Below are 25719 nucleotides of genomic sequence, written 5' to 3'. Positions count from 1 at the left end.
AAATTACTAATGTGGGTAATTATTTTTTCATCATCTGCTGCCATCAGGCCTCGTTGGCAGTCTGTAAAAGTCATTCGATCACATTTGGAAACATCAATAAAATTGGGGATTACATCAATTTCTTTGCGTATGTCGAATAAATTCAAAGTATCGGTCCTTAGGCTCTCGGAAACAGAAGTAACCACATCACTGTTATTAATACTAAAAGTTACAGCCGGTTTATAGAATGGGTGGTTGCCCACCAGAGTGATATCAGTACCATGAAGGGTTGTTACCATTGGAAGATCAATTCCTTCTTCAGCAAGCATTTTTTTGGCCATATACCCTGCATACGCATGCGGAATAGCATAATGAACATGTAAAAGCTCAATTCCGTGAAGCTTAACCATATTCACCAGCTTACTACTTAAGGCAAGTTCGTAAGGCTGATAGTGAAAAAGAGGATAGTCGGGGACATGAACTTCATGAAAGCGTACATTACTGGATAATTGATCCAGCCGTACAGGCTGGCTATAAGTAATAAAATGAACTTCGTGCCCTCGTCTGGAAAGTGCCAGGCCCAACTCTGTGGCTACCACTCCACTCCCACCAAAAGTTGGGTAACATACAATGCCTATTTTCATGAATTTTTATTTAAATATAAGTTTTTCCTTTATAAATGTATCAAAAGTCAATGGCATCATAGATCACTTGCTGAATTTTAGACCGAACATTCTCTCTAATTAATTTCCTGTTATTCGAATCGGGAAATGTCCTATTCGACAAGAATACATATACTATTTCTTCTTCGGGATCTGCCCAGGCAAAGGTGCCTGTAAAACCCGAATGCCCAAAACTGGACATTGAAACACAATCACAGGTTGGCCCCGATGCTTTTAATTGAGGTTTGTCGAATCCTACTCCACGCCTTACATTTTCTTCACAATAATAGCAGGTGTTAAATTTCCCCACGGTTTCTTCTTTAAAGAACTTTTCGTTGCCATATACTCCATTATAAAGGTAAATATGCATCATTTTAGCAACATCGTTTGCTGTGCTAAATAGACCGGCATGACCCCCAATTCCCCCTTGCATTGCGGCACCCTGGTCATGGACATAGCCATGCACAATCTGGTCACGCCATAGTTTATCATCTTCGGTTGGAACTATTTGATCTCTTGGAAACCTCGTCAATGGTAAATAACTTGTATAATTCGCACCCAAAGGTTTATATAAATGCTCTTGAGTAATACTATGCAAAGTTGTTCCGTAATAAGTCTCTAGGTAATACTTCAGGAGATAAAACGGAAGATCACTGTATTTGTACTGTTGCCGTGGCTCCAGTTTGCTTTCTTTAATAATGTTCAGAATCGTATCCTGCATATCATTCCGTATATACATTTCCTCGGCTACAGTAGTATTGAAATCTGCTGAGGGAATTTTCGAATAATACATTGTTGAAGGCTTTCGAGTCACCTTGTCTATTGTTGGTACGTAAAATGGCAACCAGGCTTTTAACCCCGCATAATGCATAAGCATATCCTGAAGTTTGAAATGCCCCTTGTTTGAACCCTCAAAAACGGGGAGTAATTCATCCAGGCGGGTATTAAAATTCACTATTCCCTCTTCTTCCTGTTCCATTATTAGTGGAAGTGTTGCCAGGATCTTGGTTAACGAAGCCAGGTCATAAACCGAAGTATCGCTAACAGGAATATTTTCTTCATAGGTATGGTGGCCAAAATTTTTCTGATAAACAACTTTTCCTTTTCTGGCAATTAAGATTTGAGCTCCGGGAGTCATTTTCTTTTCGATAGCATCATTAATAATACTATCTATTTTCTGAAGTTTATAGGAATTAAGCCCTACACTTTCAGGTTTCCCGTAGGACATTCTGTTAAGCCCCCTTGTTTGAAATCCTGTTCCCACAGGAAACTCATTACCCAGACTCACCGGCAGCACACCCCTGGCTTCAATACCTCCAAAAATTACCTGAGCCAGTTTTTGCTGAGCAATTTTATTGTTTTGATACCCGATTAATATTCCCTCCAGGTTTTGTGTAGGTAATGGAGTTAATGCATACGGCCGGGTAAACAGCCCGAGGACGGTAGTATTTTTCCTTGCAATTTCATGGATCCATTCTATTTCCCTGGGTGTAAATTTATATCCTGCCCAGGGATTAACATCAGGTTTATGAAAACCAATAACCACATAATTGTATTTCTCTAGTTTTTGTAGCAAAGAAGAAAGAGTGGTTGCACTAACCCAGTCTACCTTTGCATATTTTCGCATCTGATTCAAGAATTCACTGCCATCAGCATCTCCAAAATTCACATAGGCTATTTTCTTTTTCTCAAGATTCTTTACCGGAACAACAGCTTTGTTATTTTTAAGAAGAGTGAGGGAACTTTCTACCAGGGATTCAAAAAGCGCACTGTCTCTCACGGTTTTTAACTCTTCGTAGATATAACCGGGCTTTACCGGTGTATAATCATTTAAACCAACCTTATACTTAGCTAAAAGGATCTTTTTTACCGAATGAGCCATCCTGGGCTCAGAGATAATTCCCTTTACATAAGCATCGGTTAGAGTTTCTACTGCTTTTGGTACGTCCCTGGGCATGAGTAAAATATCATTTCCGGCCAGAAAAGCGGCAAGATCAATTTCCCCTGGAGCCTGATAATCAGAGGCGCCTTTCATATTAAGCGCATCGGTGAAAATAAGTCCGTTGAAACCCAATTGGTCTTTGAGCAGATCAGAAATAATATTTTTGCTTAGAGAAGACGGCATGTTTGGACGCGATTCCAGTTCAGGAACATTTAAATGGGCCACCATCACACTGGAGAGACCTTCCCGGATTAATTCATAATATGGATAAAGTTCTACCTCCCTGATCCTCTCTTCTGAAAAATTTATTGTTGGAAGTGTTTTATGCGAATCTGAATCGGTATCCCCATGTCCCGGAAAGTGTTTTGCGCTGGAAAGCACGCCTTCTTTGTGCATTCCTTTCATGAAGGCGACCGATTTTTTGGCCACATTCTCCTTTTCTTCTCCAAAGCTTCTATTTCCGATGATGGGATTGTTAGGATTGGTATTGATGTCTACAACGGGAGCAAAATTTATATGAACTCCCATTCTTTTGCTATGCCTGCCAATAGCTGCTCCGGCCGATTCGATTAGATTATTGTCTTGAATGGCTCCCAGGGTCATATTCCACGGCAAGGCAAAAGTAGAGTCAAGACGCATAGATAAACCCCATTCAGCATCCATTCCTATTAGTAGAGGAAAATCTGATAATTCCTGAAATTCGTTTTGAAGACTGATCTGTCTTTTTGGGCCTCCCTTGGAGAAAATGAGACCACCAAGTTTGTGTTCTTTAATAAGCTTTCGGGTCCTGTTCAATTCTCTTTCTGAAGCACTAGAGAAAACATCAACCATAAATAGCTGACCGATTTTTTCCTCAAGGCTCATTTGCGCGTACACGCTATCTACCCATTTTCGTTGTGCTTCGGCATCATCGGCCAATAGAGGATGTGCATTTTGACCAAAAGAATTAAAGCTAACAAAAACAAGGAAGAGAAATAGAAAACGAATCTGCCCTTTGGAAATCATTATTTTAAAAATCTGCTGTGCCAGCTTTCGGAAGCAGGAACTTCCCAGTTATTAAGATATTCAGCTTTATTATTTACGAGATTGTTGAAAACAATAGTATTTGGAGATACCGCCTTGTTTTTGGCCATTTTCCTGAAATCTATCAGGGTTTTATGGGCCACAAATTCTCCCTGTTTATAAGAGACGTTCATCTTATCCAGGAGATCAACATTATAATCTTTTTCCAGTTGTTGGATAAAATTAACCTGGGTATCAATTGAACAACCCGAAGCAAGATTCACCTGCTGGTCAAGGCCAATAGTAATAAAACGTTTGTATTTTATATCGTAGCCTGCGTTTAGCTGAGCTCCGTGGGCTGTCCATTGGGTTAAAAACTTGTCTAACCTGGCTTTAATTTCTTCTAATTCATCCTGAGTAAAAGACCGGTTAGCCTGGTAAACCCACACACGGGCGCTGTCTGGTAGATTTTCAAAAGGTACTAACATTTGCTGTAGATTTAGGTGATCACAAAACTAATTGATTTCCTTGTTGGAATTCAAATATAGTACCAGTTTTTAATGTTAAATCCTCTATAAATCTTCGGCGGTAGCAATAAGCTCAGCAACGTCCATAACTGCAATTTCGGCTTCCTGATTTTTGCTTTTCACCCCATCGGTCATCATAGTATTACAAAACGGGCAACCTGCAGCGATAACTTCCGGCTTCACTTCTAAAGCCTGCTCGGTTCGTTCTACATTTACTTCTTTATTGCCGGGTTCAGGCTCTTTGAACATTTGTCCGCCACCTGCGCCACAGCATAAGCCTTCACGCTTACATTTTCTCATTTCAATGAGTTCTACTTCAAGTTTACGAAGTAAATCGCGGGGAGCTTCATACTCTCCATTTCCGCGTCCTAAATAACAGGGATCATGGAAGGTGATGCGTTTGCCTTTAAATTTACCGCCTTCAACTTTTAACCTTCCTTCTTCGAGAAGTGATTTCAGAAACTGGGTATGATGCAATACTTCGTAGCTCCCACCCAAGACAGGATATTCATTTTTGATAGTGTTAAAGCAGTGAGGGCAGGCAGTTACTATTTTTTTTATTTCGTAACCGTTCAGCACTTCTATATTGGTTGCCGCCTGCATCTGGAATAGGAACTCATTTCCGGCACGTTTCGCCGGATCCCCGGTACAGCTTTCTTCAGTACCCAAAACGGCAAAATCTACTCCGGATTTATGCAGTAATTTTACAAAAGCTTTGGTTATTTTCTTCGCACGATCATCAAAACTTCCGGCGCATCCCACCCAAAAAAGAACTTCGGGTTTCTTCCCTTCCGCCATGTATTCGGCCATTGTAGGTACCTTTAGTGCTTCTGCCATAATTGTATAATTTTATTCTGAAATTTCTTCTTGATTAGTCTTAATTCTCGTTAGCCCAGTTAAGTCGATCCTGTTGATTGTAGGGCCATGGCGCGCCATTATTTTCAATATTTGTCATGGATATACCCAATTCATTAGGAGCGGCACTTTCTTCCATTACAAGGTACCGACGCATATCAAGTATTATAGATAGTGGATCTATTCCAACAGGACAGGCTTCCACACAAGCATTGCAAGTTGTACAGGCCCAAAGTTCTTCCCGAAGAATATAATCGTCCAGCAATTGCTTACCGTCGTCTTCAAATTTTCCGTTTTTGTTGATAATTTCTCCAATCTCCTCTACCCGGTCGCGGGTATCCATCATAATTTTCCTCGGAGATAATTTCTTCCCTGTTAGATTGGCAGGGCACTCATCTGTACACCTCCCACATTCGGTACAGGTATAAGCATTGAGTAATTGCACCCTGTTAAGATCCATCACATCGGAGGCCCCGAATTTTTCCGGCTCAGCATCTGCATCTTCTTCCGCAGGAGCGGCAAAAGGATCTGCATCGGGATCCATCATTAATTTCACCTCATTGGTTACGGCTTCAAGGTTATCCATTTCACCCTTTGGCTGAAGTTTGGAGTAATAAACATTAGGGAAAGCCAAAAGAATATGTAAATGCTTGGAATAATAGAGATAATTCAGAAAGATTAGAATACCTACGATATGGAGCCACCATGCAGCTCTTTCAATAATGATAAGCGAAGCATTGCTCATGCCATCGAAAATTGGAAGCAAAAATTGGCTCACCGGAAATGATCCAACAATCCCAGCTTCCTGTGAATAATGATCGGCTCCATTCAACTGAAGTTGGTGATCTGTAGCATTCATCACCAAAAAAAGGAGCATCAGCACCATTTCAAAATAAAGAATATAGTTGGCGTCATTTTTTGGCCAGCCTTTTAAATCCCTGCTCAGGAACCTGTATATATTGCTGATGTTTCTTCGTGTCCAGAAAATTATAACACCAATAAGAACTAAAAATGCCAGAATTTCAAAAGATCCGATGAGGAAACTGTAAAAACCGCCCATAAAAGATAACACGCGGTGAGTGCCAAAAAGACCATCAATAATGATTTCCAGAACCTCAATATTAATGATAATAAAACCAACATAAACTATAATATGGAGAATACCGGCAATAGGCCTTCTTACCATCTTACTCTGTCCCAGGGCTATTCTGGACATTTTTGTCCAGCGTTCTCCTGAACGGTCGGTACGGTCTATTTCTTTTCCTAATTTAATATTTCTGATAAGGCGTTTTACATTCCGTGTAAAAAACCAAATTCCGGCCACCAGGACCAGGAGGAATAAAATTTGAGAAATAATTTGCATGACAGGTGGTTAGTTTAACGTATCCTGCGGCTGCTCATACGGTCCTGGTTTTTTTCCAAAAACAGAGAAATGAACATATCGCTTAGGATTCAGTTTTATATCTTGTAATAGTTGTTCCAGCTCTTTTGTTGCCCTGTCAAGATTGTCATATACCTTATCGTCATTAAGCAATTTCCCCGCAGTTCCCTGGCCATTGTTCAGGTTAGTGGATATTTGTTCAAAATCGGCGACCACACTTTCAATATCGTTGGTAATCTTACCTATATTCATTGTAGATAGGGTATCAGAAAATTTATTGAAATTCGTGGACATTTCGTCCAGGTTAGTAAAGGTTCTATCTAGCTTTGGTGAATTAGATGATACCAGGCCTTCAAGTTCAAAAGCTGTTCCTTTAAAGGAACGGGCAGTTTCTCCCAAATCCTGAAAGGTGTTTCTTATATTGTTTCGAGTGCTGTCGTTCAAAATCTCATTTAATGCCGTAAGTAAGGAATCTGCACTAACAATCGAATTTTCCACCTTTTCCTGAAGCGGGGCAAGTTTATCATTTACCAGTTCCATGATTCCCTCCTCAACATCACTTTTTAGAATATCACCGGATTCTGCCATCTCTGGATCGTTATAATCGGGGATGATAGCCAGGGATTTCCCGCCAATAATGCTACCACCATAAACCTCGGCAATACTGGATTTAGAAAATTCAAAATCATTTTCTACCGTAAAGGTTACCCGGATCAATCCAGACTGGTCTACAAAATCTATATTGGTGATTTGCCCAACCTTAAGACCATTAATAGTTACAGGTGATGAAGGAGACAATCCTTCCACATCATCATAAATAGCATAAAAGGTTCTACTCGAATCCAGGAGATTCTTTCCTTTCAGAAAACTGTAACCAAATATCAAAAGAATGATAGCTGTAATAGCTAAAAGGGCAGTTTTTACCTCACGTGTAAATTTCAAGAGCTAATTTTTTTTGGATATGCACAAATTTAGAAATAAAAATAGAAAGATAGCTTTAATTAACCTCAGATTTTAACGCCTCGTTAACCGTGATCTTTCTTCCTTCTTTAAATGCAACGATATAACTGGAAGGATATCCTTTCTTTTTAGCCTCTCTATGTAATTTTTGAATTTCCAAATAGCTGGAGGTATCGCCGTAATAATATTTATATAATTTATCTTCTTTTTCACGGGTAATATCCCTTAAGCCCTTGAAGTTATAAGGTTTGGTTTCAAGTTTTGCGCTGCCGGCAGCCAGTTGCACTTTAAAAGAAATACCGGAATAATGATCTGAAGTTTCAGTAATCCCAAACCCCCGCTCCGAAATACTTTCCAGGTTGCTTAAATTAATGCTTTCAGCATAATTAACTATTGCATCTACGATAGCCTTAGATAGATTTTCCTGACCCTTAGAACTATTTAAATAAGGACCTTCATTATTATTAGTCAGGAAACCGGTTTCTATTAAAACGCTTGGCATTACCGCATTTTTTAATACCAAAAAACCGGCTTGTTTAACGCCTCTGTTCTTCCTTTTAAGCTTATTAGTGAAATTCTTCTGAATAAAATCGGCAAGGAGAATGCTCTGGTTTAAATATTCCTCCTGCATTAGCGCCATTCCTATATAGCTTTCAGGTGAATTAGGATCGAATCCGCCGTATGTAATCTCGTAATCTTCCTCTAAGAAAATAACCGAGTTTTCTTTTTTGGCAACTTCGAAATTTTCCTGCGACTTATGCAATCCCAGTACAAAAGTTTCGGTTCCGTAAGCCTGTGAATTATGCGCATTAAGATGAACTGAAACAAAAAGATCGGCATTTGCTTCATTGGCTATCCTGGCTCTTTTGTTAAGTTCGACAAAAACATCGCTTTTACGGGTGTATATAACCTCAATATCTCCCCGTTTCTCAAGGGCTTCCCCTACTTTAAGAACAATATTCAAGGCGATCTCTTTTTCCCTGAACCCATTACCTCTGTTTCCGGGATCTTTTCCACCATGGCCTGCATCCAGAACTACAATAAAACGATCTCGTGGTGGTTTTTCCGCTTCAAATGCAAAGAGGTAAGATGCGGGTAAAAGAAAAATTAATACGAAAAGTTTAAGTAGGTTCGTTCTCATAAATACGTAACGCAAAGTTTGGGGTGAATATTTTAATTACTATTTTTCCTTAAATCTCAAATCCAAGCTGAAAAAATATATGTAATTTTGAATTCGCAAAAAGCGAGCCATTCTGTACAAAAATAGCACTTAAAGCATTGCAAACAACTATACTCAATATACTTTTTTGCTCTATTTTTTTTCTTGTTTCCGGGTTAATTTCTGCTCAGGAAATCGGGAAACAGGACAGCTTGAAAATTGAAGCTCAACGTGATACCCTGATTTCGGTTGGAGATTCCCTTCTCCTCGCTGAAAGTATTAAAAGCCTTGATACTATTGTTGGAGATTCTATAGTTCAGGATACCTTAAAACCCAAAGGAAATCAGATTATTACCGATGTTGTTAACTATACGGCTAAAGACTATGTGCGAATTAGCCAGAAGGAAAACCGGATGTATCTTTATAATGAAGCTCGTGTGACTTATGAAGATATAGTCATGGAAGCTGGATTAATTGTAATAGATAACAATAAGAATGAGGTTTACGCCTACGGAATTCCCGATTCCACCGGAGCCTATTCACAAACCCCGGTATTCACTCAGGCTGAACAAACCGTAGAACCCGACTCTATTCGTTTTAATTTTGATACTGAAAGAGCGCTGGTATATAATTCCCGTACTCAGCAGGCTTCCTTTAATGTACTGGGGGAAGTCACTAAGCGTGAAAACGATTCGGTTTATTTTATGCAGAATGTTCGTTTTACCACTTCTGAAGATGTAGAAAACCCAGATTATTATTTCTATGCCCGTCGCATCAAATTTGTCCCGGATAAAAAGATAGTTTCCGGTCTTGTGAATATGTACATCGCCGATGTTCCCACCCCGCTGGGGTTGCCTTTTGGGTACTTCCCTATGACAGATGAACAAACTTCCGGTTTTATTCCTCCTAGTTTTGGAGATAGCCAGAGAGGTTATTTTTTGCAAAACGGCGGTTATTATTTTGCCATTAGCGATTATGTTGATCTAATGGTGCTTGGAGCTTATTATACTAATGGTAGTTATGAATTGAGCACCGAATCCAATTATGCTAAACGATATAAATACCGGGGAAATTTCAGATTAAGGTATGAGAACCTTTTGGAAAGCGAGCGGGGTTTTCCCGATTATTCTGAAAGTACACAGTATAACATCCAGTGGAGGCACAATCAAGATGCAAAAGCAAATCCCACGTCAAGATTTTCCGCTTCGGTTAACCTGGGGAGTAGCACTTATTACCGGGAGTCTGTAAATCAATCAAATACGGGTAATTTCCTGAATAATACTTTAAGTTCATCGGTATCCTACAGCAAGACTTTTGAAGGAGAGCCCCAGGTTAATTTAAGTGTGGCCGCCAGACATTCGCAAAATACCAACACCCAAAGTATTAACATGAGTTTGCCTACCGCTCAACTTAGTATGTCCCGTATCTATCCTTTTGCACCAAAGACGGGTGCTAAAAAGGGGTTTATTGAGAATATTAACCTGCAATATAATTTCAGGGGAGAAAATCAAATCCAGACTACCGATTCGCTTTTTTTCCAACCGGAAATGTTTGAGGGGATGAATTATGGGGCACAGCATACAGTTCCAGTTTCTACCAACTTTAAATTATTTAAGTTCTTTAGTGCGAGTGTAAATGCAAACTATAACGAGAACTGGGTCTTTAAAACCTTTGAGCGCTCATGGGATGAAGCCGCTAACGAAGAAGTAATAGACACTATTAATAAATTTGACTCGTACCGAACCTACAATTTCAGCAGTAGTATTGGTACTACAATTTATGGATTAAAAAACTTCGGAAAAGATAAAAAAATACAAGCCATACGCCATGTCATGCGCCCTAATATTAGTTATAATATAAATCCTGCCTTCGATCAATATTATGATTCCTATGAGCGCATTAATCCTGCAAATCCAATGGAAACCAACATGGTTGATTATTCCAGGTTTCAGGGTACGCTATATGGGGCCCCGGGAAATCGCTTTTCAAGTTCAATTGGCCTAAGTCTTAGTAATACACTGGAAGCTAAAGTCCGCTCTAAAGACAGCACCGCTACCGAACCTGAAAAAATCACTTTGTTGAATAACTTCAGCCTAAGCACCTCCTATAACCTGGCGGGAGACTCCTTACAATTATCCCCGATTGCTATTCGCGGAGGTATTCCGATTATTCGTAACAAATTAGATATTAACGTAGCGGGTAATATAGATATATATGCCTTAGACAACAACAACCGAAGAATAAATAAGCTCAATATTGAAAATGGAGGTAGTCTCTTTCGCTTTACAAATGCCAATGTGAGTTTTGGGTATTCTTTCTCAAACAAGGATTTTGAAGGTGATGCGGAGGAGGATGATGAGTTGGAAAACGATACCTACAGAAATGGCGGGCGCCGTGATGATCTCTTCGGAAAAGGCACAGATATGGACGGTAGGTTTTATGAGGAAGATGATTTTGATGATGAAGACCGTGAAGATCGCGATGACCGCTGGTATAATTACAAAATTCCCTGGGATCTCCGGGTTTCTTATACTATGACCTATAATAATTCCGCAAGGCAAAATGAGATCACCTCGCATTCTATAATGTTTTCGGGAGACCTGGAAATTTCACCTAAATGGATTGTGGGTGGTTCTTCGGGATACGATCTCAAGGAACAGGGTTTCACTTATACCCAATTGCGTTTTCAGAGGGATCTTGATAGCTGGAGGATGAGTTTTAACTGGGTACCATTTAGTGAGCGGAGTTCCTGGTACTTTTTTATAGGAATTAAATCTTCTATCTTAAGTGACATTAAATACGATAAAAGACGCGAACCAGACCGCCAACTTTAAAATTTTAGATCATGAAGAAAATCATAAAAACAAAAAATGCTCCGGCCCCAATAGGACCCTATAATCAGGCTGTAATGAGCGGGAATATGCTTTTTATATCAGGCCAGATCGCCATAAATCCGGAAACCGGTGAACTGGAAACCTCAGATTTAAAGAGGGAAACCACCCTTGTGATGGAAAACCTAAAAGCTATTCTTACCGAAGCCGAATTGAGTTTTGAAAACGTGATCAAAACCTCAATTTTTATAAGCGACATGAATAATTTCGCTCAAATTAATGAGGTATACGGAAAATACTTTGATGCGGAAACAGCACCTGCCAGGGAAACTGTGGAAGTTGCAAACCTACCTAAATTTGTGAATGTTGAAATTAGCGCGATTGCAGTAAAAGCCGGGTGAATTTTCGATCTATATTCCCTGGATCAGCAGTTTAGCGGTAGCCGGATTTGTAGCAAGCGGGATATTGTGAACATCACAGATCCTCATCAACATAAAAATATCGGGTTCATGGGGATGTTTATCCATAGGATCCCGGAAGAAAATTACCATTTGTATTTGTCCTTCTGCGACCTTAGCAGCTATTTGTGCATCCCCGCCTATTGGGCCGGAAAGTAATTTCTCTACTTCAAAACCCGCTGTTTCGGTTTTCGCTCCGGTAGTTCCTGTGGCGATAAGGTGGATTGCCTTAGATTGCAAGATTTCCCGGTTTTCATTTAAAAACTGCACCATTTCAGCTTTCTTTCCGTTATGGGCAATTATTGCAATAGTTTTTTTCATGTTAGGTAGAAAGTATATCAGATATTCTGAGAAGTTCTTTATTGATTGTGGGCTTGTCTTTTAGGGCATGATCAAGATCGCAGGCTTCAATTTTGTTGTTCATCGTTCCTACCATAATATTATGCTGGCCATCCAAAAGTAATTCTACTGCTTTCACGCACATTCTGCTGGCCAAAACCCTATCAAAACAAGTCGGGCTTCCTCCCCGTTGGATATGTCCCAGCACGGTCACTTTAGCGTCGTAATACGGAAGATTTTCCTTCACATAATCGGCAAGTTCAAAAACATTTTTCCCAATCTTGTCTCCTTCCGAGACAACAACTATACTGGAAGATTTTCCTGACCGCCTGCTTCTTTCGAGTGAAATTAGTAATCTGTCTAAGCCTAAATTTTCTTCTGGTATCAAAATCTCTTCTGCTCCGGCGCCTATACCGCTGTTAAGAGCAATAAAACCTGCATCGCGCCCCATTACCTCTACAAAGAATAAGCGGTTATGGGAACTGGCTGTATCCCTGATCTTATCAATCGCCTCAACCACCGTATTTAAAGCGGTATCATAACCAATGGTATACTGGGTTCCAAAAATATCGTTATCAATCGTACCTGGAACCCCAATTACAGGGATGCCATGTTCTCTGGTAAGTGCTTGTCCCCCTCTAAAGGTTCCGTCACCACCTATAAGAACCATTGCGTCTATGCCAAGCTTTTTAAGATTTGTAGCAGCTTTTGTTCGACCTTCCTCAGTTAAAAAATCTTTGGAACGGGCAGACTGTAAAATGGTTCCTCCTAGCTGAATGATGTTCCGAACACTTCGGGCATTTAGCTCCAGGTAATCATTTTCTATCATTCCCTGGAACCCTCTTTTAAAACCGAAACATTCCACATGATAATATGCACAGGCTCGTGTAACAGCCCTGATAGCAGCATTCATCCCGGGGGAATCCCCTCCGGAGGTCATTACTCCTATTCTTTTTATTCTTGGTGACATGAATTTTATTTTTAAATATAAATCTACGAACAAAGGCCTAAATAGCCACATTCAGGCAAATTAAATTTCGATTAATTGTGAACCTAATCATACCTGGTTGAAAGGTATTTTATTATTCCGTTGAATGTCAGAAGTTTTAATTGGATCCTTGCTCAGGAAATTGAATATAATCGGGAGCCAGTGATTTCGCAGAATTCTCCTGCTCTTCCTCTTCTTCAGTTTTATTATTCTCGTTATTCAGTATCTTCTGAATAAGTTCTTTGAAAGTATCGAAATCAACAGAATAAGAAAGTCCAATCCCTTGAGTAAATCCAATCTCTTCCCCGATAAACTGGATGTTATTTTCTCTATTGAAAACTTTAGCTCTAAGCGAACCATCCTCATTCAGAAGAAAATCGATCTGTAGATCACCAACAATTATAGATTCGGTTACTCCGCCAATGGGAACCCCAACCTGGCCGTTTATAATCACACGGTCACTTATTTGAGTGGAAAGTGTTAAACCAAACCTGTCTACAGTTTGCTGTTCTGGAGTGCGATCTCCCTGAACATAATTCACACCTACCTGGAATTTTCCGTCCTCATCGGCAAAAATATCGTTAACGATACTGGAAGCTCTTTCTGCTAAAGTTCCTGTAATGGCGTTTTGCCTTAAGCCAAATTCACTATAAAAAGAGCCCTGGGTAACCAGAAAAAGCGCTTGCAATTCCCGACTTGCCCTGTCATCCATCCTGTATTCAAGTTCAGAACGAACCACCGAACTGGCATTAGGAAAATCAATTTCAAAAGTAATATCCGGTTGAATTATCTCTCCCTGAAGATCTATGATCACTTCCACCGGTATTTTTCTATTTATACTTGGGTTTTCCAGGAGAACAGCAGGATTGGCATTTAATTCATATATGGCGCGGACATCTAATTGCGCGCGTGCTGGATTACCGTCCCAGTTTATACTTCCGCCAGATTCTACATTGAAGACCTTTTGTACCAAACCGGCATATTTAAAATTGTAGACTCCTTCATAGGCCACAAAATCTCCCCACATATTGAATTTTCCAGTTGTGTTGATTTCAAGTAAAAGGTTTCCTGCACCTCGGCCGCGAAGGGTGCTTCCGCTGGTTTGATCTACTACCACTTCAACTTCAGCATCATTATTTATATCCAGATCAAATACCATCTCAATACCTTTCACCTCTTTGGTGACAATTTGTTCGCCGGCCAATCGGGCCGCCTTTTCTTCCGGACTAAGAAAATAGATATAGGAATTATCTCCAGCCGATACGGTTTCGTTTAGTGGTATCTTAAAAACAGTTCCTCTTTCCGTTGTGGCATTTACCTCGATCAACAAATTGTCTGTAGGTCCCGAAATACTGGCATCTCCACTTATAAAGGCAGTTCCGTAATACAACGCGTCGTCACTAGCCTCTGTGTCAAGCACTAAAAGCCTATCTGTAGTGATATCCAGATTTAGCATCCACTCCCTGAAATTTTTATGCCTGATATAGCCATCAAGGATTCCCCTGGTTCGGTATTTAGTATCAATTATTTCAATCTTATCAAAGATGAATTGCTGTTCATTAAGGTTTACCGTGGCATCATCTCTAAAATCCAGATCAATATTGAGGTATGGTACTCGCAGGCCTGCATCTTCCAGGACTAATTGTCCGGAAAAATCGGGATTCTTATAATTCCCGGTAACCCCTGCACTACCAGAGGCAAAACCCCTAATATTGCTCAAAACCTCTCCTCCCAGGGGACTAAATGCCGCCATATTGAAACGCCTCAGATCAACATCCAGATCTATTCTGGGTTCTGTTCCGTTAACATCAATATTACCTACTGCAGTAAGCGATTCAAACTCTTCTTTTATTAAGCTCGCATTTATTCTATAATTTGTGAGATCTTCATTACCCTCAACATCAACGGTAAAATCTCCCAACATGTTATCGTTTACGTCTAAAGAATCAATTCTAAGGGAAGTATTTGGATAATAAGCACCATCTTCCTGTAACAAATCGAGTTTCCCGTTAAGTACTCCTGCCAGATCCAGACTATCAATTTGCGGAGTGATCTTCCCGATATCCACCTCGTCAAATTCCATACTGAAATTTTTATAAGTTGAATCCCGAAGCACCCCGCTAAGTCTTATTTCTTCATTCTGATGGCTCATTACCAGAGAATCTATGGTAATATTTTGAAAATTATTGTCAAAAATTATCTTATTGTTCTTGTCTCGATCTTCATTGATATACCACATATTTTCTCTGAAACGGATATCTGATCGCTGGATTCCCACAACCGAATTATTTTCTTCGTTTATAGTATGGAACAGGTTTACATTAAATACATCGTCGTTTTTCTTACCTCCCTGGAATTCTGAGCGGATAAAAAGTGTATCCCGTTGAGTAACATTAATGAAACTGAATTCTGAGAAATTATAAATATCAGTAGAAACGCTGTCTGATTCAAAAAAGGTGTTATAAATAGGATTGGTATTATCTACCCTCAAATTAACATTTTCAAGCATATTCCCAAAGATATCAATCCGGGGAGATCTAAAAGTGATCTTGAATTCTGACTCATCAGATTCCACCCTACCACGAATGAAGGTGTTGGGCGCCAGCGTAATTTCAGGATAGAAAACCTCTACGATTTTATTATAAATATCAAAATCGAATTCCATAAACTGGTTATTGGTTATGTTTTCAGGCTCGTAATTGGTATAAATACTTCCCAGAGAATTTTTAAACAGATCAACAATTTCGGCTATTTGAAAATTTCCTTCTACCTGGCCACTTATAACATCAGGGGAGTTTATTTCTATTGTTCTCACCTGTTCTTCAAAACTGGAAATTATACTGAAATCATCAAAAGAATATAGGTCATTTTGATTTTGGTACGAGGTGTTAAGTAAGAGGATCTCCCCAAAGGCATTATCAATCGTGGTTCCTTTCATGTTCATGATCACATCTCCCTTAAAAACAGAAATACTATCCCTGTCAACAAAGTTGAGCTCATTAAGGTTTGCATAACTTACCGCTGCCTCAAAATCATACACATTTATTTCTTCCGAAAGGTCTGCAAGTCCATTAAACTCCATTCTTAAATTGGGATCGTTGGCCATAAGTAAGCCATTAAATACCGGCTGGCGCATATCGCCAATTACCCGAATATTTGAATAGTTGTAGTTATTAAATTCCAGTTGGGAAATCTGGCCTTCCAGGCGGGCGCTTAAATTTTCCTGGTCAAATCCTGTACCATCTACATTTAAGTCCAAACTGGTTTTACCCAGGTTTTCGTTGTTTAGCAATCTTCCTAAATTGAATTCCTTCAGGATTAAATTACCCTTGTATTTTGCCAATTGAACATTGCTGAAATTATTAAGACTAAAATAGGCTTCGGCATCTCCTAGTTGTGTTGTGAGGTTAATATCGGCATCCAGGGAATTTGTAGTGAGATTAGCATCACCCACAACCCGGATATTTCCAAAATCTCTAAGGTTCTCTGGTAGTTTTCCACGCAGGTCACCTGGCAAAAGATTTACCAGGTCATAATAATTTGAAGTGAACTCATTAAAATCACCATTAATCCTGAGATTCTCGCCTCCATTTGAGAAAGCACCTTCCACACTCACCCGCCCATCTACGCGGCTTCGGTCCATTCCTTTTAGATCCAGATCCTCAAGATAAAAATCATTAAGTGCACCCCTGAATTTCGTATTAAAGACCAATAACTGATCATCCCCAAAACCATCGTGAAAGATCTTTAGGTCATTACTGGAAACAACAGTTTCATTAAAACTCCCACTTATCTGCACTTTATTGATAAAATCGGAAAAATCGTCGAGGACATAATCCAACTCCAGATCGGCCTTAATTATGGAATTCGGAGTTTGCAAAATCAGGTCATCCAGGATCATTCCGGTTGGAGAATAGGTGAGATCGGTACTTAGGTGATTTATGTTGAGGCCCCGTTTTTCATCACCTCGAATATTGGTGATTTCGGCGCTTATTTTGCTGTCCTCTATTTCGAAATTATTGGCAAGTAAAGCAACCTGGTCGAGAATGATTATTTCAGGGGTATCAAGGTTTTCATTGATAAAACTGTAATGGCCATTTAGAATTTCCACAGTACTTACATCCATATAGAAAACCTTCGGGTCTCCGGTGGGTTCTTTTTTTAGTTTATCGAGAAAGATCGCGAGGTTATCTTTGTCTTCACCTTCATATTTTTTCATTTTCAGCCGAAATCCATCCAACTGGGTAAAGCCTAAAGAGGGATTGCCTGCAACAATATTAGAGAGACTTAATATTGAAGTTCGGAGCTGCCGGGCATGCATAAGAGTATCGGCGTGGTGGTCTTCCACCAAAATCCCGTTGAGCTTAACTTTACCAAAATATCCTAAACTTACCCTTTCCACCGAGACATTCACATCGTTGTTTTCCTTAAGGGATTTGGTTATCCTCCCGGCAACCGAAGTTTGAACGGCCGGAATGGAAAAAATAATAAGAAGTAGAATAAAAAATAAAACCAGCGCAACCACGGTTCTAGTTAATATTTTCCAGAATTTTTTGATACGCTTTTATGTTTTAACTTTGTAAACAATATTAACAATTTCTATGCCCCTTATTTCTTAATGGCTTCACAAAATATATACATTTTAGGGATCGAATCTTCCTGCGACGATACGGCTGCGGCCATACTTCATAATGGTAAAATTTTATCTAATGTTGTGGCCACACAAGAGGTCCACAAGCAGTATGGCGGGGTTGTCCCTGAACTCGCCTCCAGAGCTCATCAGCAAAATATTGTTCCGGTGATCCACCAGGCCATAAATCAGGCAAATATCGTTAAAAAAGATATAAATGCAATCGCTTTTACAAGAGGTCCCGGTCTTATGGGATCTTTGCTTGTTGGAACTTCTTTTGCTAAATCCCTGTCAATGGGTCTTGGTGTTCCTTTAATTGATGTTAATCACATGCAGGCCCACATTCTTGCTCATTTTATTGAAGAAGATGCTTTTGAAAAACCCGAGTTTCCTTTTATTGCTTTAACTATAAGTGGAGGTCACACCCAGATCGTAAAAGTAACCGATTATTTCCAGATGGAGGTCATTGGTGAAACCACCGATGATGCTGTGGGGGAAGCTTTTGATAAAAGTGCAAAAATCCTGGGTTTACCCTATCCCGGTGGACCGCTTATCGATAAATATGCAAAAAACGGAAATCCCAAGGCTTTTAAATTCCCAAAACCCAAAGTGCCGGGACTAAATTTTAGCTTTAGCGGTTTCAAAACTGCGGTGCTGTATTTTATTCAAAGGGAAACCAAAAACAACCCCGATTTTATCAAGGAGAATCTGGAAGATATTTGCGCATCCATTCAGTATTCCATCGTGGGGATTTTGATGGATAAACTAAAAAAGGCCGTAAAAGAAACCGGAATTAACCGTATTGCTATTGGTGGCGGAGTTTCTGCCAATAGTGGCATTAGGAATGCTTTAATGGAAGCTGAAAATAAATATGGATGGAAATGCCATATTCCTAAATTTGAATATACCACAGATAATGCAGCGATGATCGCCATTGCCGGACATTATAAATACCTGGAAAAAGATTTCGCCGATCTTTCTATCACCGCCCAGGCACGTTATAAATTTTAAGCCATGCAGCTCTTCTATAATCCCGAGATCGACGAAACCCGGAAACAGGTTGAATTCCCGAGGGATGAAAGTAAACATATCGTAAAGGTCTTAAGAAAAAATGTCGGAGATGTCCTGAAGGTTACAAACGGCCGTGGCTCTATTTTTTCAGTAAAAATAACCGATGCCAATCCTAATTCCTGTAAAGCAGAAATTATCGCTTCAGAAAAGGAAAAGCCCGCTTCCTGGCACCTTCACCTTGCCGTGGCTCCTACCAAAATGAACGATCGCTACGAATGGTTTCTGGAAAAAGCTACAGAAATCGGTATGCACGAAGTCACTCCTGTTATTTGCGATCACAGCGAAAGAAAACACGTCAAGCTCAATCGTTTCGAAAGAGTTTTGCAAAGCGCCATGAAGCAGTCGTTGCATTCTGCCTTGCCCCAGCTGAACGAAGCCGTAAGTTTGAGAGATTTTCTAAAACAGGATATTTCAGGACAAAAGTTTATCGCGCATTGCGAAAAAGGAATGCAAAGATTTCAACTGAAAGAAAAAACAGAGCCTTCTGCAGAAGTCACCATTCTTATCGGTCCTGAAGGAGACTTCTCTACTGAAGAAATTCAACTTGCGCTGCAACATGGCTGGCAACCGATTAGTCTCGGAAACAGTAGATTGAGAACCGAGACCGCAGCTATAGTTGCCTGTCATACCGTTGCTCTTGCAAACCAGGATTAACTCCAGCACTCATATTTATTTCCTATTTTTACCGATATCCAAAGTTTGCTATGAAGATTTGGTTTGCAGTTTTTTTTATTCTCCTGGGAATCTCCGGGGCCTATCCGCAAAAGATTGCGCTATTAAAATATGATGGCGGGGGCGATTGGTATGCCAACCCTACTGCCCTACCCAATCTTATAAAATTCAGCAATGAAAATGCTAAAACTTCTATTGATTCTAAACCGGAAACTGTAACTCCGGGCAGCACCGACATCTTTCAATATCCCTTTATTCACATGACAGGACATGGAAATGTTTATTTCAGTGATACCGATGCAGAAAACCTTAGGAACTATCTTTTAAGCGGCGGCTTTCTTCATATTGATGATAACTATGGAATGGAGCCCTATCTTCGGGAAGCTATGAAAAAGGTCTTTCCGGACAGGGAATTTCAGGAACTTAGTGCCTCACATCCGGTTTTTCAACAGGTTTTTCAATTTCCGGAAGGTCTTCCTAAAATCCATGAACACGACAATAAGCCACCTCAGGTTTTTGGGATCTTTGAGGAAGATCGGTTAATTTGTCTTTTTACTGTTGAAAGCGATCTTGGCGATGGCTGGGAAAGCCCTGAAGTTCATAATGATCCCGAAGAAGTTAGGCTAAAGGCCCTGAAAATGGGAGCAAATATCCTCACATACTCCTTTGAAAATTGAAGCAGCTCATTCACGAACAAAATAAATTTCAGGAAAGAAAATTTCCCATTGTCCTTTTACTGGATAATATTACGGGCGAAGCAAATATTGGTAGCCTCTTCAGATTAGCAGATGCTTTTAATATTGAAAAAATAATTTTTACCGGAACTCCGCCCAATCTTCAAAGCAATCGGTTAAAGAAAACGGCAAGAAGCACTCACCAAAGGGTATTATTCGAAATTCAAGAAGATAATTTTCAGATAGCTAAAAACCTTAAGGAACAAAATTATTTGCTTTATGCGCTGGAAATAACCTCAGACAGCCTACCGGTAGAAGATTTTGAATATCAGCCGGGACGCCCACTTTGTCTTATTCTGGGGAATGAAGTTTCAGGAATAGATGACGAATTACTAGAGATTTCAGATAAAAGGCTGCATATCAGTATGTATGGTCAAAATAGCAGTATGAATGTTGCACAAGCGGCTGGGATCGCTCTTTATGAAATAACAAAAACAATCCTTGCTTTCAACAAGAAATAATATATTTACCCTGTGAATTCAAAAGCGATTACATTAGGAATATTACGTGCAGCCGGGATTATGGTTGGAATTATCCTATTGCTTTACTTTTTATACCAGATCCAATCGGTGCTAATTTATATAGCCGTGGCAGGAGTAATTTCGCTTATTGGCCGTCCGGTGGTGTTATTTTTAAAACACCGACTGAAAATTCCCAATCAAATTTCAGTGATTATAGTTTTATTGCTCGTGCTTTCTATGCTGGTGGGAATTGTTTTCGTTTTCGTACCAATCGTTATTGAACAAAGTCAGCATCTGGGCCAAATTGATATTGAAGCTTTCCGAAGCGATCTTAACGAGCTTAATCAGGAGATTAATAATTACCTGGGCGTAGAGGAAATCAATATTATTGAAGGTTTACGCCAAAGTGAATTCTTTCGGGATTTTGATATAGGTGGTATACCAAGATTTTTAAACAATGTATTTGGAATTTTAGGCGCAGCTTTAATTGCTATTTTTTCGGTGATCTTTATTTCGTTCTTCCTTCTTAAAGACAGCAAGTTAATGTTGAATTCTATCCTTGTTTTTGCCAACCGCGGAGAAGAAAAGAAGTTTCAACGGGTTTTCAACACGATTAAAATATTGCTTTCACGTTATTTTGTTGGGCTCTTTTTGCAGATAACCGTCTTATTCATTTTGTATACAGTTTTACTCACCGTTTTTGAGATTAATAACCCTATTGCAATAGCCTTTATTTGTGCATTTCTAAATCTTATTCCTTACCTGGGACCTATTTTCGCCGGAATCTTAATGGGGTTGTTTGTGATTTCCAGTTTTCTGGGCGCCGATTTTTCCACCGTTATTTTACCAAGGCTTGGTTATGTAATGTTAGGTTACGGAATTTGCCAGGTGATAGATAATTTTATCTCCCAGCCCATGATCTTTGGTGCAAGTGTACGTTCGCACCCATTGGAAATCTTCCTTATCATTTTAATTTCCGGTATGCTTTTCGGTATTGCCGGAATGGTAGTGGCCGTACCTGTTTACACCGCCCTAAAAGTTATCGCGAAGGAATCTCTTAGCGAATATAAAATTGTAAAAAGACTTACCCGCGATCTCTAATTCACCTGCTTTGAATAAAGCATTATTAAAATCGGAAATACAGGAATATATCAGGAAAAACCTGAAAAGCGACCTTACGGGACTTGTGCTGAAAGGAAGCCCGTTCCCCGAAGTTTCTTCTGCTGAAATTGCTGTGCAGATAGCAGGCTTAAAAACGGCCAAAAATAAGTTTCCAATTTGGTTTAAAACTAAAGGAATCCTTTATCCTCCTAAGATAAACCTGGAGCAAACATCCTCAGAGATCACGGCAAAATACAAGGCTTCATTAATACACGGGGAACGCTTAATTGACCTTACCGGTGGTTTTGGTATTGATGATTGTTTTTTCGGAAAGAGCTTTACAGAAGTAGTCTATTGCGAACTGAATGAGGAACTCGCGGAAATTGCAAAACATAATTTCAGGCAATTAGGAAAAGATAACATACAGGTGGTTCCTGGAGATGGTTTACAAACCCTCGAAGAGAGTGATAATAAGTTTGATGTGATCTATGCCGACCCTGGCAGGCGGGATGATCACGGCGGGAAGGTTTTTAAACTTGCAGATTGTCTCCCTGATGTTCCGGCTAATCTTGACCTGCTGTTCACAAAAACCGATAGAATACTTATTAAGACTTCCCCTCTTCTCGATATTACGGCAGGTTTGACAGAATTAAAACACGTATCAGAAATTCATATAGTGGCCGTAAATAATGAAGTTAAGGAACTCCTTTGGTTATTGGAAAAAGATTTTTCAGGTTCTCTTCATATTAAAACCATCAATTTTAAAAAGAGCCACCCTGAGGAATTCTATGGAGATCTAAAAAACAAACCTGAACTAAATTTCAGCCTGCCCAAAAAGTATATTTATGAGCCCAATGCCGCGATCATGAAAAGCGGTCTTTTCGAATCTTTAGCCCAAAAAACCGGGACTTACAAATTGCATAAAAACTCTCATCTTTTTACTTCAGAAGAATTAAAAGAGTTCCCTGGAAGAAAATTCGAAATTATTGATTCAAAGCATTTTAAACCTTCAGTATTAAAGAAACAGTTCAAAGGCATAAAAGCCAATATCGCCACTCGGAATTTTCCTGAAAGTGTTGCAGACATACGCAAACTTTTAAAGATCAGAGACGGCGGGAAACGCTATTTATTCTTTACCACTAACCTGGAAGAAAAAAAGATAGTTCTTGATTGTCGTAAGATTGAATCGTGATCAACCAGTATTTTATGGCTTAACCACCTCTTGCTGCTTGGTGATGGAGAACATGAAATAAAATATCGCCCAAAGGATCAATGCGATTACGCCTGCCAGGGCAAAACTTCCAACTATATACTGCCAGAAACTCTGGATCAAATCTGTAGCCGAGTCAAAATCTTCAGGTCTTAATTCCCATCTGAAGCCTCTTCCGGTGATAAACGACCCCACCTGATAACTTGCATACACGATTAAAGGTATCAAAGGTGGAATACTAATGTTCGAAAATAAAAAGGCTACTACCTTATTGAGTCTGAAAACGGCTGCGAGGGTAAACACCAGAAGGGTATGGAATCCCCAGAAAGGAGATATACCCACAAAAACCCCTAACGCAATAGCTGCAGCTTTCTTGTATGCCGGTTCCTCGCTTTTAATGATGTTTTCTTTCCAGAAACGTTTAAAACCTTTTTTTCTGAAATCATCATAGGTGTCCCTTGGATGAATATAAAAGAAACTTACCAGCACAAACCAGGTATAGAGTAGTGAAATCCGGGTAATATCCCAAAAGGGTCTGAAGTGGGTTACCCGGTTTTTTTCTTCGTAAAAAACTTTTATAGGAATATTTTTAACTTTTACCTTCCGCCAGGCCGCTTTCACAATAACCTCGATCTCCAATTCAAACTTTTTAGTATAAAGCCTGATCTCATTAATTGTCTTGATGGGATATAAGCGGTAGCCGCTTTGCGTATCTGTTAAATTGATTCCGGTAACCACCAGAAACCAGAAATTGGAGAATTTATTCCCCAATGTGCTTTTCCCCGGAATACCATCCTGGGTCATATTGCGATCTCCTACCAGTAAAAGCTCAGTGCCGTTTTTCTTGTTTTCCAGTTCATTAAGGAAAATATCAAGATCATCGGGATAGTGTTGCCCATCAGAATCTATAGTCACCGCATATTCATAGCCAAGCTCTCCGGCGATTTTGAAACCATGCTTTAAGGCTTCACCTTTACCCTGATTTTGATTGAAATGATGAATTTTAATTTCAGAAAAACCCTGAAGTATTTTGCTAGTTGAATCAGTGGAACCATCGTTTACCACAACCAGATTGGAAGTATAAAGTAGTAGATCCTGCAGAACACTCGCCAGAGTTTTGTCATTATTATATGTCGGAATAAGGATACAGCAATTAAGCTTCTCAAATCTGGACTGGTAAATAGGTGTACTACTCAAATCTGTTTATTTTTCGGCGAAAGTAACTAATTTATTTTATATATAGCGTTGATTTTTAAGGAAATACCATCTTTGGTCTTAGCCATTCCCTTAAGCCTTATCTCCCGGTTATTTTCCTCCAATTGATAATCAAGAATCAATTCATTATGGATTCTTGGATCTACCACCGCCATAAATTTTATATTATTTGCGTTTTTTAATTGAAGAGAATTCCCGAGTCGGCGCTCGGCATCCTCTTTAAATAAATGCATTAAAATGACTCCCGGAGTAACCGGCCGGTTTGGAAAATGCCCGTGATAAACCTGGTGATCCTTGTTTATTTTTAAATGGGTTATATATTTCCCATTTTCTTCATCTGAAAGTTCTACCGAGTAAAAATCTTTTAAAAGCATCTGTTCATTTTGGTTACTGATACTAAATTAGCCAGAAAAATAAGATTAAAAAGCCGAAGAGGGTTTTTTAATGGCTGGAGTTTTCACAAAAGAATGATTTTCAGAAAACAATTAGTCTACTGTTACGGTTTTCATTTCAGAAGTCGCCAGTAATTTCCCCGTCTCATCCTCTGTTTTTGCTCCTACTGAGGTAACATTCTTAAATTCCTGCAGAATTTCCACGTAGGTTGTTAGAGTGCTTCCTGCCTTCGGTAATGCCAGGATCTCCACCGATTTGATCGAACCAATAAAACCGGTTCTTGGTTTGTCCAATCCAGACATAAATCCCTGATAACCGCGCCAAAGGGACATACTTTGCGCCATATGTTCAATAAGGCCGGGTTCAGAAAAAATACCATTCTCCACCAGAATATTATCTATTGGAATAACAAAACCGGTCTTACCGGTGTTTTCTGTGTACTCAAGAAGCCGATCTACCATAACAAATGGTGGTTTTTGCGGAATTAACTCGAGAATTCGCTCAATTTCAAGAATGGGTTCCTTTAGCAAACTTTTACTCATAGACACTTTTTAACGGAATTATACAATTTTCCAAAACACTACTAAAACAATCGAAATTTAAAGATAAACTTTTCACAGCGGTTAGCCAATCCTGGTCAAACAATCATTGAAAAGTCCTCTTCTACTAAGTAAATTCAGGCAATAATAATGGTTTATGTTATGCTGAAGTCTTTCGAAGCAAAAAAAATTTCAGCTTAAATTTCTGATGTAAAAGTGATTAAAAAATTGTTCGTTTTTTATTGCATGTTTTAGCCCTAAAAAGTTTGGAAGCTACCTAAGTAAAAGTTACATTTGCAACCGCAAAATATTTGCAACGTTCATAATTATTGGAGAGGTGGCAGAGTGGTAATGCAGCAGCCTGCTAAGCTGTCATCCTTTTTGGATGCCCGGGTTCGAATCCCGGTCTCTCCGCAAGATTTTTAGTCTGTGGTTTATCTATTCTCCTTTTCAACAGAAAAGACAGGGATAGATTTCCTCCGCTTCCCGACTGCTTCAGTGTATTTTGGAACGGATAAGGCTAAAAATTAAGTAATCGCGCCGAGTGCGATTAAGAAATACTCGGGGTGTAGCGTAGCCCGGTTATCGCGTCCCGCTATGGCGGGAAGGC

21 protein-coding genes and 1 tRNA gene are annotated in these 25719 nt (G+C 39.5%); 9 read left to right on the top strand and 13 right to left on the bottom strand.

All coding sequences use genetic code 11. The features are described from left to right. The 7 genes from bshA to ACESK1_RS07220 all read right to left on the bottom strand — a co-directional run. Positions 1 to 623: N-acetyl-alpha-D-glucosaminyl L-malate synthase BshA (gene bshA / locus ACESK1_RS07250; RefSeq protein WP_372919412.1), on the bottom strand; the 623-nt coding region annotated here is incomplete at its 3' end. Positions 624 to 663: 40 nt separating this feature from the next. Then, complete coding sequence (locus ACESK1_RS07245) at positions 664 to 3588, bottom strand: glycoside hydrolase family 3 N-terminal domain-containing protein (RefSeq protein WP_372919410.1); 2925 nt, start codon at positions 3586 to 3588, stop codon at positions 664 to 666. Further along, positions 3588 to 4073: an ABC transporter ATPase gene (locus ACESK1_RS07240; protein ID WP_372919408.1), complete on the bottom strand. Its 486-nt coding sequence runs from the start codon at positions 4071 to 4073 to the stop codon at positions 3588 to 3590. Before ACESK1_RS07240 ends, ACESK1_RS07245 begins: the two co-directional genes overlap by 1 nt. Positions 4074 to 4157: 84 nt before the next feature. Beyond that, a complete protein-coding gene (locus ACESK1_RS07235; RefSeq protein ID WP_372919406.1) occupies positions 4158 to 4949 on the bottom strand; it encodes a (Fe-S)-binding protein in 792 nt (263 codons plus the stop codon). Between the two features lie 40 nt (positions 4950 to 4989). Beyond that, the gene (locus ACESK1_RS07230; RefSeq protein WP_372919404.1) at positions 4990 to 6330 is read right to left on the bottom strand and encodes a 4Fe-4S dicluster domain-containing protein; all 1341 of its coding nucleotides are present in this window, start codon (positions 6328 to 6330) and stop codon (positions 4990 to 4992) included. 9 nt (positions 6331 to 6339) lie between these two features. After that, positions 6340 to 7290 (bottom strand): MlaD family protein, encoded by a 951-nt coding sequence (locus ACESK1_RS07225; RefSeq protein ID WP_372919402.1) that lies wholly within the window; start codon positions 7288 to 7290, stop codon positions 6340 to 6342. 55 nt (positions 7291 to 7345) lie between these two features. Beyond that, complete coding sequence (locus tag ACESK1_RS07220; RefSeq protein ID WP_372919400.1) at positions 7346 to 8449, bottom strand: N-acetylmuramoyl-L-alanine amidase; 1104 nt, start codon at positions 8447 to 8449, stop codon at positions 7346 to 7348. Positions 8450 to 8679: 230 nt separating this feature from the next. On the opposite strand from ACESK1_RS07220, the gene ACESK1_RS07215 reads away from it, so the two are divergent. Next, positions 8680 to 11301: a putative LPS assembly protein LptD gene (locus ACESK1_RS07215; protein WP_372919398.1), complete on the top strand. Its 2622-nt coding sequence runs from the start codon at positions 8680 to 8682 to the stop codon at positions 11299 to 11301. Positions 11302 to 11312: 11 nt separating this feature from the next. Then, positions 11313 to 11699, top strand: coding sequence for a RidA family protein (locus ACESK1_RS07210; RefSeq protein ID WP_372919396.1), 387 nt, complete (start codon positions 11313 to 11315; stop codon positions 11697 to 11699). A 9-nt stretch (positions 11700 to 11708) separates the two neighbouring features. Here the strand turns inward: ACESK1_RS07210 and ACESK1_RS07205 are convergent, their stop codons facing one another. From ACESK1_RS07205 to ACESK1_RS07195, 3 genes are all read right to left on the bottom strand, one after another. Beyond that, positions 11709 to 12077 carry a methylglyoxal synthase gene (locus ACESK1_RS07205; protein ID WP_372919394.1) on the bottom strand — a complete coding sequence of 123 codons (369 nt, stop codon included), beginning with the start codon at positions 12075 to 12077 and terminating at the stop codon, positions 11709 to 11711. Between the two features lies 1 nt (position 12078). After that, complete coding sequence (pfkA, locus tag ACESK1_RS07200; RefSeq protein ID WP_372919392.1) at positions 12079 to 13065, bottom strand: 6-phosphofructokinase; 987 nt, start codon at positions 13063 to 13065, stop codon at positions 12079 to 12081. A 136-nt stretch (positions 13066 to 13201) separates the two neighbouring features. Next, positions 13202 to 17608, bottom strand: a complete 4407-nt coding sequence (locus ACESK1_RS07195; protein WP_372919390.1) for a translocation/assembly module TamB domain-containing protein — start codon at positions 17606 to 17608, stop codon at positions 13202 to 13204. Positions 17609 to 17701: 93 nt separating this feature from the next. Between ACESK1_RS07195 and tsaD the strand changes: the two genes are divergently transcribed. From tsaD to ACESK1_RS07165, 6 genes are read left to right on the top strand one after another with little or no spacing between them, the layout of a single operon-like run. Next, complete coding sequence (tsaD, locus tag ACESK1_RS07190; protein ID WP_372919388.1) at positions 17702 to 18724, top strand: tRNA (adenosine(37)-N6)-threonylcarbamoyltransferase complex transferase subunit TsaD; 1023 nt, start codon at positions 17702 to 17704, stop codon at positions 18722 to 18724. Between the two features lie 3 nt (positions 18725 to 18727). Further along, positions 18728 to 19438, top strand: a complete 711-nt coding sequence (locus tag ACESK1_RS07185) for a 16S rRNA (uracil(1498)-N(3))-methyltransferase (protein WP_372919386.1) — start codon at positions 18728 to 18730, stop codon at positions 19436 to 19438. A 50-nt stretch (positions 19439 to 19488) separates the two neighbouring features. Further along, positions 19489 to 20133 carry a DUF4159 domain-containing protein gene (locus tag ACESK1_RS07180; protein ID WP_372919384.1) on the top strand — a complete coding sequence of 215 codons (645 nt, stop codon included), beginning with the start codon at positions 19489 to 19491 and terminating at the stop codon, positions 20131 to 20133. Further along, a complete protein-coding gene (locus ACESK1_RS07175) occupies positions 20130 to 20651 on the top strand; it encodes a TrmH family RNA methyltransferase (protein WP_372919382.1) in 522 nt (173 codons plus the stop codon). Before ACESK1_RS07180 ends, ACESK1_RS07175 begins: the two co-directional genes overlap by 4 nt. Positions 20652 to 20711: 60 nt before the next feature. Continuing rightward, positions 20712 to 21752 (top strand): AI-2E family transporter, encoded by a 1041-nt coding sequence (locus ACESK1_RS07170; RefSeq protein WP_372919414.1) that lies wholly within the window; start codon positions 20712 to 20714, stop codon positions 21750 to 21752. Between the two features lie 10 nt (positions 21753 to 21762). Then, positions 21763 to 22944 carry a class I SAM-dependent methyltransferase gene (locus ACESK1_RS07165; protein WP_372919380.1) on the top strand — a complete coding sequence of 394 codons (1182 nt, stop codon included), beginning with the start codon at positions 21763 to 21765 and terminating at the stop codon, positions 22942 to 22944. 12 nt (positions 22945 to 22956) lie between these two features. Here ACESK1_RS07165 and ACESK1_RS07160 read toward each other — a convergent pair whose 3' ends face one another. The 3 genes from ACESK1_RS07160 to ACESK1_RS07150 form a co-directional block, all read right to left on the bottom strand. Then, complete coding sequence (locus tag ACESK1_RS07160) at positions 22957 to 24159, bottom strand: DUF2062 domain-containing protein (protein ID WP_372919378.1); 1203 nt, start codon at positions 24157 to 24159, stop codon at positions 22957 to 22959. 26 nt (positions 24160 to 24185) lie between these two features. Further along, complete coding sequence (locus ACESK1_RS07155; RefSeq protein WP_372919376.1) at positions 24186 to 24551, bottom strand: hydroxymyristoyl-ACP dehydratase; 366 nt, start codon at positions 24549 to 24551, stop codon at positions 24186 to 24188. A gap of 111 nt (positions 24552 to 24662) precedes the next feature. Continuing rightward, a complete protein-coding gene (locus ACESK1_RS07150; RefSeq protein WP_372919374.1) occupies positions 24663 to 25112 on the bottom strand; it encodes a hypothetical protein in 450 nt (149 codons plus the stop codon). 328 nt (positions 25113 to 25440) lie between these two features. On the opposite strand from ACESK1_RS07150, the gene ACESK1_RS07145 reads away from it, so the two are divergent. After that, a tRNA-Ser gene (locus ACESK1_RS07145) sits at positions 25441 to 25523 on the top strand. Positions 25524 to 25719 lie beyond the last annotated feature (196 nt).

The organism is Salegentibacter sp. (assembly GCF_041642575.1).
Lineage (GTDB): Bacteria > Bacteroidota > Bacteroidia > Flavobacteriales > Flavobacteriaceae > Salegentibacter.
This window is presented reverse-complemented; position numbering and strand designations above follow the sequence as displayed.

Coding starts and splice junctions, on each gene's coding strand:
- ACESK1_RS07245 (WP_372919410.1), bottom strand. CDS start 3,588: ATGATTTCCAAAGGGCAGATTCGTTTTCTATTTCTCTTCCTTGTTTTT.
- ACESK1_RS07240 (WP_372919408.1), bottom strand. CDS start 4,073: ATGTTAGTACCTTTTGAAAATCTACCAGACAGCGCCCGTGTGTGGGTT.
- ACESK1_RS07235 (WP_372919406.1), bottom strand. CDS start 4,949: ATGGCAGAAGCACTAAAGGTACCTACAATGGCCGAATACATGGCGGAA.
- ACESK1_RS07230 (WP_372919404.1), bottom strand. CDS start 6,330: ATGCAAATTATTTCTCAAATTTTATTCCTCCTGGTCCTGGTGGCCGGA.
- ACESK1_RS07220 (WP_372919400.1), bottom strand. CDS start 8,449: ATGAGAACGAACCTACTTAAACTTTTCGTATTAATTTTTCTTTTACCC.
- ACESK1_RS07210 (WP_372919396.1), top strand. CDS start 11,313: ATGAAGAAAATCATAAAAACAAAAAATGCTCCGGCCCCAATAGGACCC.
- ACESK1_RS07205 (WP_372919394.1), bottom strand. CDS start 12,077: ATGAAAAAAACTATTGCAATAATTGCCCATAACGGAAAGAAAGCTGAA.
- pfkA (WP_372919392.1), bottom strand. CDS start 13,065: ATGTCACCAAGAATAAAAAGAATAGGAGTAATGACCTCCGGAGGGGAT.
- tsaD (WP_372919388.1), top strand. CDS start 17,702: ATGGCTTCACAAAATATATACATTTTAGGGATCGAATCTTCCTGCGAC.
- ACESK1_RS07185 (WP_372919386.1), top strand. CDS start 18,728: ATGCAGCTCTTCTATAATCCCGAGATCGACGAAACCCGGAAACAGGTT.
- ACESK1_RS07180 (WP_372919384.1), top strand. CDS start 19,489: ATGAAGATTTGGTTTGCAGTTTTTTTTATTCTCCTGGGAATCTCCGGG.
- ACESK1_RS07170 (WP_372919414.1), top strand. CDS start 20,712: ATGGTTGGAATTATCCTATTGCTTTACTTTTTATACCAGATCCAATCG.
- ACESK1_RS07155 (WP_372919376.1), bottom strand. CDS start 24,551: ATGCTTTTAAAAGATTTTTACTCGGTAGAACTTTCAGATGAAGAAAAT.
- ACESK1_RS07150 (WP_372919374.1), bottom strand. CDS start 25,112: ATGAGTAAAAGTTTGCTAAAGGAACCCATTCTTGAAATTGAGCGAATT.